The organism is Streptomyces sp. NPDC042102 (genome assembly GCF_055582305.1).
On the sequence record NZ_JBVJDL010000009.1, the window covers coordinates 126,706 to 140,535 of the forward strand.

Here is a 13,830-nt window from a genome sequence, read left to right on the forward strand (position 1 = left end):
GCCCGCCCACAGCCACACCCCGCGCGGTGCGCGTGGCCCCGGGCGGGACCCTGCCAGCCCGGGGAGTACGGCAGGCGAACCCACGGTGAAGTCCGGCGACGTCCGGCGGCATCCGGCGGCATTCGGCGACGTCAGCGCCTCGCCGCGCCCTCGGGCTCCAGGAAGCCCTGCTCCACCAGCAGCCGGATCGCCTCGGGCGTCCGGTCGCGCAGAACGACCGGATCCTCCTGCACCAGCTGGGCGATCGCGTCGAGGATCCGGCCCGCGCTGAGTGAGCCGTCGCACACACCTGCGAAGCCCGCCCCGACCGTGTCCACCTTGGTGGCGCGGCGCATCCCGCGGTGCTGGCGCAGCACCACGTGCTCGGGGTCCTCCGCGCCGGGCGCGCCGACCTGCTCCTGGACGACCTCGTCGGCCAGCCGGAAGTAGCCCTCCAGCAGGGAGGCGTCGTCGTGGTCGCGCAGGAAGTCCTGCCGGGCGAAGTGGGCCCGGACGGTCTCGCCGAGCGGCTGCTCCACCGGGTGCGGCCACTCCTCGACCACGATCGACGCGACCTCCGCGTCCGTACGGCGCAGGGTGATCCAGCCGAAGCCGACCGCCTTGGTCCCGCGGGCCTCGAACTCCTCCAGCCAGTCCTCGTAGCGCTCCGCGTACTCCTCGGGACCGCCGCGGTGGTCCCCCGCGTCGCGCAGCCACAGCTCCGCGTACTGCGTGATGTCCTGCTCCTCGCGCTGCACGATCCACGCGTCGCAGCCGCGCGGCACCCACGAACGCAGCCGGTCGCGCCAGTCCTCGCCCGCCACGTGCTCCCAGTTGGCCAGGAACTGGGCGTACCCGCCGGGGTTGAGGTGCGCGCCGGCCTGCTGCACGAGGGTGCGGCACAGGTCGTCGCCCGCCATGCCGCCGTCGCGGTAGGTCAGCCGGGCACCGGGGGAGATCACGAAGGGCGGATTGGAGACGACCAGGTCGTACGTCCGGCCACCCACCGGCTCGTAGAGGGAGCCCTCCAGCAGCTCGGCCGCCGGGGCACCGGAGAGAGCCAGCGTCAGACGGGTGAATTCCAGCGCCCTCGGATTGACGTCGGTGGCGGTCACCCGGGTGGCGTGCTGGGCGGCGTGCAGCGCCTGGATGCCGGATCCGGTGCCGAGGTCGAGGGCCGAGCCGACCGGGGTGCGGACGGTGATCCCGGCGAGGGTGGTGGACGCGCCGCCGACCCCGAGGACCACCCCCTCCTCGTGGCTGCCGATGCCGCCAGCACCGCCGACCGCGCAGCCGAGGTCCGAGACGATGAACCAGTCCTCGCCCTCCGGGCCGCCGTACGGCCGGACGTCGACGGTGGCGTGCACCGTGTCCTCGCCGTCGGCGGCCTCCTCCCGGCGCAGCCAGCCGTCGGCGAGGGCCGCCTCGACGGGCAGGGCGGCCGCCGCGCGCCCGTACGGGACGGGCCGCTGGAGCAGGAACAGCCGTACGAGAGCGGCCAGCGGGCCGTCGCCGCGGGTGGCGCGCAGGGCGGGGACGGTCTCGCTGCGGGCGAGCGCGGCGTACGCGGGGGCGCCGAGCAGGTCGAGCAGGCCGTCGGCGGTGAAGCCGGTGGCCAGCAGGGCCGCGCGCAGTTCGGCGGCGTGGTCGGGCGAGGGAAGGCGGGTGGTGGTACTCACGCGTCCATTGTGTCCGCAGGCACCGCCGATCGGTGCGACACGGCCGGGGCCCTGTGGAGAACCCCGGCCTCCGCTTCGGCCATGGAGCCGGGTCCCTGTGGAGAACCCGGGCCTCCGCTGCGGCCGCGTCAGCTCTTGGTGGACGCCGGGGCCGTGCTGACCTGGCAGCCCTTCTGGGCGTTCATCGCCTTGGACACGCCGGCGACCTTGAGGCGCTCGCGGGCCTCCTCGTCGCCCTTGACCGCTGCCTTGAGGCCGCCCGCGATGCCCTTGAGGTCCTCGGCGAACTTGGCCTGGTCCGCGGGGTTGAGACCTTCCATCTGCGTCTTGAGGTCGGCGTAGCTCTTGGACGCCGCGGTGAAGCCCTCGGCGGCGGCGCGCTGGGCGGCCGCACCGTCCTTGACGGGCGGGGCACCGGCCTTGTTCAGGGCCTCGGCCAGCGCCTTGTAGGCGTCGGAGATCTGCTGGAACGCGGCCGCGTCGGTCTTCTGGACGTCGGCCGACTTGGAGTTCTCCGTGGAGACCCGCTTGATCTCGGCGTTGGCCGCCTCCAGCTTCTTGAGCTCGGGCTCCCAGCTGTCGCAGACCTTCTTGGCCCAGTCGTTGGTCTTCTGGTCGCCGTCGTCACCGCAGCCGGACAGCACGAGCATCAGCACCGCGCCGCAGGAGGCCGCGCCCGCAAGCTTCTTGTTCACCGGATTGGTCCCTTCCAAGGCTCTGGCCGGAAGATACACGCCATCCGCCGGAGAGCGCAGAAGGGCGGACGGACGACGCGTCAGTCCACGTCGTCCGTCCGCCGTTCAGGCGTACCCGGGTGCCGCCGCTACGACGCCACGGTGGCCGGGTCGGACGGCTGGGCCACCCGATCGGCGGCCGCGCCGCCGCTGTCGTCGCCGACCGCGATGCCGCGCCGCTTGGAGATGTACACCGCGGCCACGATGACGGCGATCGCGAGGACCGCGACGACCGCGCGGACGACGGGGCTCGCGTCGTCGCCGTAGCTGAACTGCACGACCGCCGGGGCGATCAGCAGGGCCACCAGGTTCATGACCTTCAGCAGCGGGTTGATGGCCGGGCCCGCGGTGTCCTTGAACGGGTCGCCGACGGTGTCGCCGATGACGGTCGCGGCGTGCGCCTCGCTGCCCTTGCCGCCGTGGTGGCCGTCCTCGACGAGCTTCTTGGCGTTGTCCCACGCGCCACCGGAGTTGGCGAGGAAGACCGCCATCAGGGTGCCGGTGCCGATCGCGCCCGCGAGGAACGAGCCGAGCGCGCCGACGCCGAGGGTGAAGCCGACGGCGATGGGGGTCAGCACCGCGAGCAGGCCGGGCGTGGCGAGTTCGCGCAGCGCGTCCTTGGTGCAGATGTCGACGACGCGGCCGTACTCGGGCTTCTCGCTGTAGTCCATGATCCCGGGGTGCTCGCGGAACTGGCGGCGCACCTCGTAGACGACCGCGCCCGCGGAGCGGGAGACGGCGTTGATGGCGAGGCCGGAGAAGAGGAACACGACGGCCGCGCCGAGGATCAGGCCCACCAGGTTGTTGGGCTGGGCGATGTCGAGGCTGAGGGCCATGTCCCCGGCCTTGGCGCCGACGTCCTTGATGGCGCCGGCGATCGCGTCGCTGTAGGAGCCGAAGAGCGCCGCGGCCGCGAGGACGGCGGTGGCGATGGCGATGCCCTTGGTGATGGCCTTGGTGGTGTTGCCGACGGCGTCGAGGTCGGTGAGGACCTGCGCGCCGGAGCCCTCGACGTCGCCGGACATCTCGGCGATGCCCTGGGCGTTGTCGGAGACCGGGCCGAAGGTGTCCATGGCCACGATGACGCCGACGGTGGTGAGCAGGCCGGTGCCGGCCAGGGCGACCGCGAACAGCGCCAGCATGATGGAGGTTCCGCCGAGCAGGAACGCGCCGTACACGCCGAGGCCGATGAGCAGCGCCGTGTAGACGGCGGACTCCAGGCCCACGGAGATGCCGGCGAGGACGACGGTGGCGGGGCCGGTCAGCGAGGACTTGCCGATGTCCCGGACGGGACGGCGGTTGGTCTCGGTGAAGTAGCCGGTCAGCTGCTGGATGAGGGCCGCGAGCACGATGCCGATGGCCACGGCGACGAGCGCGAGGACGCGGGGGTCGCCGGAGTGGCCGGTGATGGCGGCGTTCTCGACGCCGACCAGCTCCTTGTAGGTGGCCGGCAGGTAGACGAAGACCGCGACGGCGACCAGGGCCAGGGAGATGACGGCGGAGATGAAGAAGCCGCGGTTGATGGCGGTCATGCCGGAACGGTCGCTGCGCCGCGGGGAGACGGCGAAGATGCCGATCATCGCGGTGATGACGCCGATGGCGGGCACGATCAGCGGGAAGGCCAGGCCGAGGTCGCCGAAGGCGGCCTTGCCGAGGATGAGGGCGGCCACCAGGGTGACGGCGTAGGACTCGAAGAGGTCGGCCGCCATGCCGGCGCAGTCGCCGACGTTGTCGCCCACATTGTCGGCGATGGTCGCGGCATTGCGCGGATCGTCCTCCGGAATGCCCTGCTCGACCTTGCCGACCAGGTCGGCGCCGACGTCGGCGGCCTTGGTGAAGATGCCGCCGCCCACACGCATGAACATCGCGATGAGCGCGGCGCCGAGACCGAAGCCCTCCAGGACCTTGGGGGCGTCGGCGGCGTAGACGAGTACGACGCACGAGGCGCCGAGCAGGCCGAGGCCGACCGTGAACATGCCGACCACGCCGCCGGTGCGGAACGCGATCCTCATGGCCTTGTGGGCGACGTCGGTCAGGTCCTTGGCGGGCTCACCCTTGGCGGGGGTGGCCTCGCGGGCGGCTGCGGCGACGCGGACGTTGGCGCGGACCGCCAGCCGCATGCCGATGTAGCCGGTGATCGCCGAGAAGATGGCGCCGACCAGGAAGAAGGCGGAGCGGCCCGCCCGCTGCGACCAGTCGTCGGCGGGGAGCAGGAAGAGCAGGAAGAAGACCACGACGGCGAAGACGCCGAGGGTGCGCAGCTGGCGGCCCAGGTAGGCGTTGGCGCCTTCCTGCACGGCTGCGGCGATCTTCTTCATATTGTCGGTTCCCTCGTCGGCGGCGAGGACCTGGCGGACCAGGATCTGCGCGACGACGAGTGCGGCAATGGCGACAATCGCGATGACGATCACGATGAGACGATTGTCATCGGTGAGTACTGCCGCCGCTTGAGGGGTGAAGAGCCCCGTCATTCGTCCTCCTTGACGTGTGAGCTCAAAGATGTGGACGGATTGTAGGGAGCGTCACCTGATCAAAACAGTACGCGGGAAACGGAATTGGCCTGCTGTTGCTCCTCAGCAAAAGATCGCGTCACTCCATTACCCTCGAAAGAGGTAATGGGACAAAGGCATTGACGCCTGATCATTGATTCCGGAAGTCCGCACCGGAACATGAAAAAGGCCCTGCTCAGCAGGGCTGACAGGGCCTTTCAAAAAAATATCCGACGATGGGATTAACGATCTCGTCGGCGGGTCACGGAAGGTCCGCATCGCCCGCGGTCGGCCAGCTCATGCGGATGACACCGCCCGATTCACCGCTGGTGACCTCGACGTCGTCGACCAGCCCGCTGATCACGGCCAGCCCCATCTCGTCCTCGCCGTCGGCGTCCGGATCGAGCACGGCGGTCATGCCGGGAACGGTCTCGTCGCCCCCTCCGGGCGGTCCGGGGACCTCGTCGCCGACCTCGATGGAGAAGACCTTCTCCTCCTCGTTCAGCACGACCCGGACCGGGGCGGTCAGCCCGTGGCTGCGGTGCAGCCCGACGGCACGCGAACAGGCCTCGCCGACGGCGAGCCTGACCTCGTCGAGCACTGCCTCCTCCACACCGGCCCGGCGCGCCACGGCGGCCGCGACGAGGCGGGCCGTCCGGACGTGTTCGGGCTGAGCGCTGAAGCGGAGTTCAACGGTGGCCATGCGCGTCCCCCTCGGACTCAAGGCGTGCCTTGCAGGGGCCCGGACCGCTCCGGCCCGGTACCCCCGCTCCTACTACCGGAAGCCGTCAGTCGGTGGCCGCGACGGCGTCGTCCACCGTCGTGTGGATCGGGAACACCTTGGTGAGACCGGTGATCCGGAAAATCTTGAGGATGCGCTCCTGGTTGCACACCAGACGCAGCGAGCCCTCGTGCGCACGGACGCGCTTGAGGCCTCCCACGAGCACACCGAGACCGGTGGAGTCGAGGAAGTCCACCCGCTCCATGTCGACAACCAGGTGGTAGCTGCCGTCGTTCACCAACTCGACCAACTGCTCGCGCAGCTTGGGCGCGGTATACACATCAATCTCGCCACCGACCTCCACGACCGTGCGGTCGCCGACAGTGCGAGTCGACAGGGACAGGTCCACGGATCCTCCAGCACCTTGCTATCGAGCGGCGCCCCCCAGGGGCCTCCCCACCCGAAGGTAGGGGAGGGATTGGCTGCCGCGATGGCATTCAATCACTTACCGGCAGGCGCGCACGACGCCTTGGGACCATTGTCCCCGACGCCAGTGACACACTCGGTTCCAATGGCCAATACTCCTCGTCCCGGTCGGCCCACGGCACCCGCGGACGCACGACCCACTCCCGGCACGGTCCTGGACCGGCTGTCACGGGGGCCTTCCCGGGCTGCGCGCATCACCCATACGGAGCACTTGCCCCCTCGGGAGGGCCGTCATGCCGTCTGGCCCGACCGCATCCGAACGGATGTCGTAGCCGCCATTCGGTCCAACGGCATCGAGCACCCGTGGGAACACCAGGTCAGGGCCGCCGAGCACGCCCTGGACGGCCAATCGGTGGTCGTCGCCACCGGCACCGCCTCGGGCAAGTCCCTGGCCTATCTCGCGCCCGTCCTGACCGCTCTCGCGGACGGCGCCGAGGCCCCGAACGGGCGCGGCGCCACCGCCCTGTACCTGGCGCCCACCAAGGCGCTCGCCGCCGACCAGCGCCGCCGCGTACGGGAACTCGCCGCGCCGCTGGGCAACGCGATCCGCCCCGCCGTGTACGACGGCGACACGCCGGTGGAAGAACGCGAATGGGTGCGTCAGTACGCGAACTACGTGCTCACCAACCCCGACATGCTGCACCGCGGGATACTCCCGGCCCACCCGCGCTGGTCCTCCTTCCTGCGCGCCCTGCGCTATGTCGTGATCGATGAGTGCCACACCTATCGCGGCGTGTTCGGCTCCCACGTGGCCCAGGTCCTGCGCCGGCTGCGGCGGCTGTGCGCCCGCTACGGCTCCGAACCCGTCTTCCTCCTCGCCTCGGCCACCGCCAGCGACCCGGCGGCCGCCGCCGCCCGCCTGACCGGGGTGCCGGTCACCGAGGTCGTCGACGACGCCTCCCCGCGTGGCGAGGTGGTCTTCGCCCTGTGGGAGCCCCCGCTGACCGACCTGCACGGCGAGAGGGGCGCCCCCGTCCGCCGGACGGCCACCGCGGAGACCGCCGACCTGCTGACCGACCTGGTCGTCCAGGGCGTCCGTACGGTCGCCTTCGTCCGCTCCCGGCGCGGCGCCGAGCTGATCGCCGTGATCGCCCAGGAGCGGCTTGCCGAGGTGGACCGCTCGCTGCCCGGGCGGGTCGCGGCCTACCGCGGCGGCTACCTTCCCGAGGAGCGCCGGGCCCTGGAGGGGGCCCTGCACTCCGGCGAGCTGCTGGGCCTGGCCGCCACCACCGCCCTGGAGCTGGGGGTGGACGTCTCGGGCCTGGACGCCGTCCTGATCTCCGGCTACCCCGGCACCCGGGCCAGCCTGTGGCAGCAGGCCGGCCGGGCCGGACGCTCCGGCCAGGGCGCCCTGGCCGTGCTGATCGCGCGGGACGACCCCCTGGACACGTACCTCGTCCATCATCCCGAGGCCCTGTTCCGCCGTCCGGTGGAAGCCACCGTGCTGGACCCCGACAATCCCTACGTCCTCGCCCCCCACCTGTGCGCGGCGGCGGCCGAGCTGCCGCTGACCGAGGCGGACCTCGCGCTGTTCGGCCCGGCCGCCCCCGGACTGCTGCCCCAGCTGGAGTCGGCGAAGCTGCTGCGCCGCCGGGCCACGGCCTGGCACTGGACCCGGCGGGAGCGGGCCTCGGACCTGACCGACATCCGGGGCGGCGGCGGCCGGCCCGTCCAGATCGTCGAGGCCGCCACCGGACGGCTGCTGGGGACGGTCGACGAATCCGCCTCCCACACGGCCGTCCATGACGGCGCGGTCCACCTCCACCAGGGCCGCACCTATCTGGTCAAGCACCTGGACCTGGAGGACTCGGTCGCCCTGGTCGAGGAATCGTCTCCGCCGTTCTCCACCACGGCCCGCGACACCACCACGATCTCCATACTGGAGACCGAGACCGAGATCCCGTGGGGCGACGCCCGGCTCTGCTACGGCTCCGTCGAGGTCACCAACCAGGTCGTCTCCTACCTGCGCCGCAAGCTGATCACCGGCGAGGTGCTCGGCGAGGCCAAGCTGGACCTGCCGCCGCGCACGCTGCGCACGCGGGCCGTGTGGTGGACGGTCACGGAGGACCAGCTCGACGAGGCCCGGATCAACCCGGAGATCCTCGGCGGCGCCCTGCACGCCGCCGAGCACGCCTCCATCGGCCTCCTCCCGCTCTTCGCCACCTGCGACCGCTGGGACATCGGCGGCGTCTCCGTGCCGCTGCATCCCGACACCCTCCTGCCGACGGTCTTCGTCTACGACGGCCACCCCGGCGGGGCGGGCTTCGCCGAGCGGGCCTTCCACACCGCCCGGGCCTGGCTGACGGCCACCCGGGACGCGATCGCCTCCTGCGAGTGCGACGCCGGCTGCCCCTCGTGCATCCAGTCCCCCAAGTGCGGCAACGGCAACGACCCCCTCCACAAGCGCGGCGCGGTCCGGCTCCTGACCCGGCTCCTGGCCACCGCGCCCCCGCCCGCCTGAGACCTCTTCCGGCTGTGGCCCGGCCCGGGCCCGGGCCTGCGGGGCGAAGGGGCCGGCGCGGACCTCGGCCGTGACCTCGGCCAGCTCGCCCGTGACCGTGCAGACGCTGAGCCGGGCCCCCTGCGCCCGGGCCACCCGCCCGGCCGTCACGCAGGCCGCACGCGGGCCGTGGGCCCAGCTCGCCGCCGCGGCCAGGGCCGCGAGGTCGGCGGCCGCGGCGGCCCGGTGCCGGGCGGCCACCGCCTGGCCCAGGACCAGGACGCCGCCGAAGACCGCGCCCAGGACGGTGGTGACCAGCGCCGCCCACACCGTGGCCGAACCCCGGTCCCCCCTCATGGCGGCGGCCCCACGGAATCCTCGGCCAGGGCCACCGCCCGGGCGCCCAGGCGGACGGGCAGGGCCCTGGGGCCCGGAGCGGGCGCGGACACCCGCACCCGCCACAGGTCTCCGGTACGGGCCAGCTCCACCACGGCGCCCGGCGGGGCGGCCGACCGCGCGGCCGCCACCGCCACTTCCGCCGGCTCGGAGGCGGCCGCCGCCCGCGCACCGGCCCGGGCCGCGTCCACGCACCGGATCTGTGCGGCGGCCGCCATCAGCGCCCACACCAGCAGTGCCGCGAAAAGCACCAGCGCGGGAATCACCATCGCGGCCTCCGCCGTCACGTATCCACGGTCGGCCTTTCGATCAGAACGGCACATCGAGTGCCTTTCCGATGGTCGACTGCAGTGCGGTGGAGACCACCTCGCTCGTCACCACCTTGTACAGAACGGCCGCGAACGCACAGGCCGCGATCGTGCCCATGGCGTATTCCGATGTGGACATCCCGGCATCGGCCCTCCGCGGGTGCCTGAGTTCGATCAGTCGGGTACGGACCGAGGAAATGATCTTCACGGTGACTCTCCTTGCTGTCGCGTGTCATGAATCGCCGTCACTGTCGCTGCCGTTGTCGCTGTCACGGCTCGGATGTTCTTGTGTTCTCGTGTTGTTGATGTGATTTCAGGTGGAGCCGAGAAGACCGGCTGCCATTCCGATCACCACCGGCGCGACTCCCACCGCGAGAAACGCGGGGAGGAAACACAGCCCGACGGGCGCGGTCACGAGGACCGCCGCCCGCTGGGCCTTCGCGGTCGCCCGGCGGGTCCGCTCCGCACGCAGGCCCGACGCGATCCGCGAGACCGGCTCCGCGGCGGGAGCACCCGTGCGCGCCGCCCGCTCCAGGCAGTCCGCCAGCGGTCCGGCGCCCGGCAGCTGCGCCAGCCTCCCCCACGCGGCCCCCGGTTCACCGCCGAGCCGGAGCTCCGCCCCGGCCAGCGCCAGCCGCTCGCCCACCGGGCCACCCAGCGACTCGCCCACCACTTCGGCGGCCTCCACCGGCCCCGCCCCGGCCGCCAGACAGGCGGCCAGCAGGTCGGCGGCGAAGGGCAGCTGGCGCTCGGCGCCGGCGAGGTCCTCCCGCGGCGTCCGCTGCCGGACCCTGCGCTGCCAGCGGCGCACGCCGACCGCGGCCACACCCCCGGCCAGCACCCCCGGCACCCCGCCGACCAGCACCCAGCAGACGGCCAGCGCGCCCACCGGAGCTCCCCAGGCGGCCGCGGCAGACCGCGCCCGGGGGCCGACCGGACTCCTGCGGTGGCCGAGCTCCGCCGCGAGCAGCAGCGCCAGCCTGCGCCTGGCCGCACGCTCCCGGACCCCCGCCGCCACCACCGCCCCCATCCCCAGCACCACCGCCGCGAGCACCAACACCGTCCCCAGCCTGTGGACGAAGGACCCGCCCTCCATCACCGCTCCCCCGCCCGCACGATCCGCCGGCACCACACCAGCCCCAGGACTTCCAGGACCCCGCCCACCAGCAGGCAGCCCAGCCCCATCGGGGTGTGCAGCAGCACCCTCAGCGGGTCGGCGCCCAGCGCCGTGCCCATCAGCAGCCCGACCACCGGCAGCAGCGCCAGCACCACCGCCGTGGAACGCGCCCCCGCCAACTGGGCGCGCAGCGACTCCTGCCGGTCGCGCTCCGCGCGCAACGCCCCTTCCAGCCGCTCCAGTCCGGCGGCCAGCCCGGCGCCCCCGTCCACCGACACCCGCCAGCAGGCCGCCATCCCGGCCAGCCCCTGAGCTCCCGGCTCCCGGGCCGCCTGCCGCAGCGCCCCGGCCACATCCCCGCCGAACGCCGCCGCGGCCAGCACGCCCGCCTCCAGCGGGCCCGGCCCGCCGGGCCCGGTCACCGTCCGCCGCAGCGCCGCCGAGAGCGCCTGACCCGGCTGCGCCCCCGCCCGTAACTCGCCGACCGCCGCCCCGCACAGGGCCAGCACCTGCTCCGCCCGCGCACCGCGGGCTCGGGCCCGCTCCCGCGCCCGCAGCCGGCGCCGCACCAGGGGCACCGCCAGCGCCCCCGCCACCAGGGGCAGCACCGACCCGCCCAGCAGGGCGAGAAGGAGCCCGGCCGCGACACAGGCCACCTCGCCCCACCGCACCACCGCCGCCCGGGCCGCCAGGCGCTCCCACGGCACCGCCCGCCCCGGCGGCCGCACCCCGTGACCTCGCGCCAGCAGCGCCCCAGCCCGGCGCGAGACCCGCTCGCCCCGCACCGGCAGCCAGGCCAGCACCGCCCCCGCGCACAGCAGCCCGGCGAGCACCGGCGCCTGCCCGCCCACCGCTCCCGCGCTCATCGCAGGCCTCCCAGCAGCGGCCGCAGCCGCTCCCAGCCCCGCTCCCGCGCGAAGCCCCGCGCGCCCCAGCGCAGCGCCGGCACCGTGACCACCAGACCGGCCGCGTCCCGCTCCAGGACGTGCACCTCGGCCACCCGCCGCCGCCCGTCCCGGCCCCGGACCAGATGGATCACCAGGTCCAGTGCGGCCGCCAACTGGCTGTGCAGGGCGGCCCGGTCGAGCCCGGCAGCCGTGCCGAGCGCCTCCAGCCGGGCCGGGACGTGGGCGGCCGCGTTGGCATGGACCGTGCCGCAGCCGCCCTCGTGCCCGGTGTTGAGCGCGGCCAGCAGATCCGCGACCTCCGGACCGCGCACCTCGCCCACCACCAGCCGGTCGGGCCGCATCCGCAGCGCCTGCCGGACCAGATCGGCGAGCGTGACCAGACCGGCGCCCTCCTGATTGGCCGGGCGGCTCTCCAGCCGCACCACATGCGGGTGTTCGGGGCGCAGTTCGGCCGAGTCCTCGGCCAGCACGATCCGTTCCCCCGGCCCCACCAGCCCGAGCAGCGCGCTCAGCAGCGTGGTCTTGCCCGTGCCGGTGCCGCCCGAGATGAGGAACGACCGCCGGGTCTCCACCAGCGCCCGCAGCATCCGCTGTCCGCCGGGTGGCAGCATGCCCACCGCGACCAGTTCCTCCAGCGTGAACGCCCGTGGCCGCACCACCCGCAGCGACAGGCAGGCCGATCCGACGGCCACGGGAGGCAGCACCGCGTGCAGCCGGGTCCCGTCCGGCATCCGGGCGTCCACCCAGGGCCGGGCATCGTCCAGCCGCCGCCCCGCCACCGCCGCCAGCCGCTGCGCAAGCCTGCGCACCGCGTCGGTGTCGGCGAAGGTGACCCCGGTCAGCTCCAGCCCGCCGCCCCGGTCCACCCAGACCCGGTCGGGCGCGGCCACCAGCACATCGGTGACCTCCGGATCGGCGAGCAGTGGCTCCAGGGGTCCGGCTCCCACCAGTTCGGAACGCAACGCGGCGGCGGTTCCCAGCACTTCCGCGTCGCCCAGCAGCCTGCCCTGCTCCCGCAGGGCCGCCGCCACACCCGCCGGGGTCGGCTCGGTGCCGGTCTCGGCGAGCCGCTGCCGTACGGCATCCAGCAATCCCGTACTCATGCCGGCACCCCCTGGGCCGCGAGCGCCCGCTGCCAGAACCCGGCGCAGAACCGGGCCAGGGCGCTGCGGGCGGACGATCCCGGCGGCTCGCCCTCGGCCACCCTCCCGGGCAGCCCCACCTCCAGCGGCACCTCACCGGCGAGCGGCACCCTCAGCAGCCCGGCCACCGCCTCGGCGTCGAGCCCGCCCGGGCAGCGGCCGCGCACCACCACCCGCACGTCCCGGGCCACCATGCGCACCCCGGCCGCGACCCGCGCGGCGGCGGCCACCGACCGCAGCTCCCCCGGGACCACCATCAGCACCAGGTCCAGCTGCGCCAGCACCTCGGCGACCGCCTCGTCGACCCGGCGCGGGAGGTCCACCACGACCACCCCGCCCCGCCGGCGGGCCGCGGCCACCACCGACCGCACCGCCGCGGGCGGCACCGCCACCCGCTCCCCGCGGTCCCAGCTGAGCACCCGCAGGGCGTGCAGCTCGGGCAGCGACTCCTCCAGGGCCCCGGCGGCGACCCGCCCCCGCGAGCGGGCGAAGTCCGGCCAGCGCAGCCCCTCCGCGCCCTCGCCGCCCAGCATGACGTCCATACCGCCGCCCAGCGGATCGCCGTCGATGAGGATGGTCCGCTCCCCCGACCGCGCCGCCGTGACCGCCAGGGCGCACGCCAGCGTGGAGGCGCCGGCCCCGCCGCTGCCGCCGATCACGCCGACCGTCAGCGCCGGCCGCCCGGCGCCCTCCACCACATCGGCGAGCCGGTCGACGAGCCGGGCCTCCGCGTCGGGCAGCCGCAGCACCTGCTCGGCGCCGATCTCCACCGCCCGCTGCCACACCAGGGGATCGTCCGGCTCCCGCCCGACGAGGAACACCCCGTCCCGGCGCGGGGCGCCGCGCACCCGCCCGGCCGCGTCGTCCCCCACCAGCACCAGGGGTGCGGACTCCCATCCGCTGTGCTCGGGCACCGCGTGCCGCACATGCGCCCGCGCGCCCGCGGCGGCGCACAGCCGCAGCAGGTCGTCCAGCAGCGCCGGGTCCTCGGTGATGATCAGCGGCCTGCCCGCGCCGGGCTGCGGCACACCCCCACCCGGCCCGCCACGCTCCAGCAGTTCACTCGACTTCGATCCAGCCACGATCTCCGCCCCCTTCTCACCGCAAATCCACGACCGCGCACTTCGCGGCCGGAATCACCGTGCAGCGATCCGGAAAAAGGTGTGGATCTTGGTCGAATACTGTGGACAGCAAGCCCCCTGTGAATAACTCCATCACCCCAACAGGTGAGTTTCAGAGCGCGGCGGAACCACTACGCAGCGTTACGCGTCTCATGTGATGTGGAAGGACGCCGCTCAGGGCCGCGAAAGAGGAAGGGCCGGGGCCGGGGACGCTCAAACTGCGTCCGGACATGCGACGACCCCCGCCGGGGGGGAGAGCGGGGGTCGTCCCCACGGCCGACTCGGGGGGGGAGGAGTCGGACCGGGTTAG

12 protein-coding genes and 1 pseudogene are annotated in these 13,830 nt (G+C 73.8%); 1 reads left to right on the forward strand and 12 read right to left on the reverse strand.

Going from position 1 to position 13,830, the window contains the following annotated elements; all coding sequences use genetic code 11:
• Positions 1–131 precede the first annotated feature (131 nt).
• The 5 genes from ACZ6KO_RS28425 to bldG all read right to left on the reverse strand — a co-directional run bounded on the left by ACZ6KO_RS28425 (position 132) and on the right by bldG (position 6,011).
• Positions 132–1,658, reverse strand: coding sequence for a DUF7059 domain-containing protein (locus ACZ6KO_RS28425; protein ID WP_469306881.1), 1,527 nt, complete (start codon positions 1,656–1,658; stop codon positions 132–134).
• A 128-nt stretch (positions 1,659–1,786) separates the two neighbouring features.
• Positions 1,787–2,353 (reverse strand): small secreted protein, encoded by a 567-nt coding sequence (locus ACZ6KO_RS28430; protein ID WP_469306882.1) that lies wholly within the window; start codon positions 2,351–2,353, stop codon positions 1,787–1,789.
• Between the two features lie 128 nt (positions 2,354–2,481).
• Positions 2,482–4,863: a sodium-translocating pyrophosphatase gene (locus ACZ6KO_RS28435; protein WP_469306883.1), complete on the reverse strand. Its 2,382-nt coding sequence runs from the start codon at positions 4,861–4,863 to the stop codon at positions 2,482–2,484.
• Between the two features lie 280 nt (positions 4,864–5,143).
• Complete coding sequence (locus ACZ6KO_RS28440; protein WP_469306884.1) at positions 5,144–5,584, reverse strand: ATP-binding protein; 441 nt, start codon at positions 5,582–5,584, stop codon at positions 5,144–5,146.
• Positions 5,585–5,669: 85 nt separating this feature from the next.
• Positions 5,670–6,011, reverse strand: coding sequence for an anti-sigma factor antagonist BldG (bldG, locus tag ACZ6KO_RS28445; protein WP_125647807.1), 342 nt, complete (start codon positions 6,009–6,011; stop codon positions 5,670–5,672).
• Positions 6,012–6,092: 81 nt separating this feature from the next.
• Between bldG and ACZ6KO_RS28450 the strand changes: the two genes are divergently transcribed.
• Complete coding sequence (locus ACZ6KO_RS28450; protein WP_469306885.1) at positions 6,093–8,549, forward strand: DEAD/DEAH box helicase; 2,457 nt, start codon at positions 6,093–6,095, stop codon at positions 8,547–8,549.
• Positions 8,550–8,624: 75 nt separating this feature from the next.
• On the opposite strand, the pseudogene ACZ6KO_RS28455 reads toward ACZ6KO_RS28450, so the two are convergent.
• The 7 genes and pseudogenes from ACZ6KO_RS28455 to ssd all read right to left on the reverse strand — a co-directional run.
• Positions 8,625–8,885, reverse strand: a pseudogene (locus ACZ6KO_RS28455) (Rv3654c family TadE-like protein); the annotation flags it as partial.
• The gene (locus ACZ6KO_RS28460; protein ID WP_469306886.1) at positions 8,882–9,211 is read right to left on the reverse strand and encodes a TadE family type IV pilus minor pilin; all 330 of its coding nucleotides are present in this window, start codon (positions 9,209–9,211) and stop codon (positions 8,882–8,884) included. The gene ACZ6KO_RS28460 and the pseudogene ACZ6KO_RS28455, both read right to left, overlap by 4 nt.
• Positions 9,212–9,233: 22 nt before the next feature.
• Positions 9,234–9,434, reverse strand: a complete 201-nt coding sequence (locus tag ACZ6KO_RS28465) for a DUF4244 domain-containing protein (RefSeq protein WP_469306928.1) — start codon at positions 9,432–9,434, stop codon at positions 9,234–9,236.
• A 111-nt stretch (positions 9,435–9,545) separates the two neighbouring features.
• The gene (locus tag ACZ6KO_RS28470; RefSeq protein WP_469306887.1) at positions 9,546–10,328 is read right to left on the reverse strand and encodes a type II secretion system F family protein; all 783 of its coding nucleotides are present in this window, start codon (positions 10,326–10,328) and stop codon (positions 9,546–9,548) included.
• Positions 10,328–11,215 carry a type II secretion system F family protein gene (locus tag ACZ6KO_RS28475; RefSeq protein WP_469306888.1) on the reverse strand — a complete coding sequence of 296 codons (888 nt, stop codon included), beginning with the start codon at positions 11,213–11,215 and terminating at the stop codon, positions 10,328–10,330. The genes ACZ6KO_RS28470 and ACZ6KO_RS28475 overlap by 1 nt, the downstream gene beginning before the upstream one ends.
• Positions 11,212–12,360, reverse strand: a complete 1,149-nt coding sequence (locus ACZ6KO_RS28480; RefSeq protein ID WP_469306889.1) for a TadA family conjugal transfer-associated ATPase — start codon at positions 12,358–12,360, stop codon at positions 11,212–11,214. Before ACZ6KO_RS28480 ends, ACZ6KO_RS28475 begins: the two co-directional genes overlap by 4 nt.
• The gene (gene ssd / locus ACZ6KO_RS28485) at positions 12,357–13,457 is read right to left on the reverse strand and encodes a septum site-determining protein Ssd (RefSeq protein ID WP_469306929.1); all 1,101 of its coding nucleotides are present in this window, start codon (positions 13,455–13,457) and stop codon (positions 12,357–12,359) included. Before ssd ends, ACZ6KO_RS28480 begins: the two co-directional genes overlap by 4 nt.
• Positions 13,458–13,830 lie beyond the last annotated feature (373 nt).

Excerpts from the sequence above, each read along its gene's own strand:
- ACZ6KO_RS28435 (WP_469306883.1), bottom strand. The coding sequence starts at position 4,863 with ATGACGGGGCTCTTCACCCCTCAAGCGGCGGCAGTACTCACCGATGAC.
- ACZ6KO_RS28440 (WP_469306884.1), bottom strand. The coding sequence starts at position 5,584 with ATGGCCACCGTTGAACTCCGCTTCAGCGCTCAGCCCGAACACGTCCGG.
- ACZ6KO_RS28450 (WP_469306885.1), top strand. The coding sequence starts at position 6,093 with ATGGCATTCAATCACTTACCGGCAGGCGCGCACGACGCCTTGGGACCA.
- ACZ6KO_RS28470 (WP_469306887.1), bottom strand. The coding sequence starts at position 10,328 with ATGGAGGGCGGGTCCTTCGTCCACAGGCTGGGGACGGTGTTGGTGCTC.
- ACZ6KO_RS28475 (WP_469306888.1), bottom strand. The coding sequence starts at position 11,215 with ATGAGCGCGGGAGCGGTGGGCGGGCAGGCGCCGGTGCTCGCCGGGCTG.
- ACZ6KO_RS28480 (WP_469306889.1), bottom strand. The coding sequence starts at position 12,360 with ATGAGTACGGGATTGCTGGATGCCGTACGGCAGCGGCTCGCCGAGACC.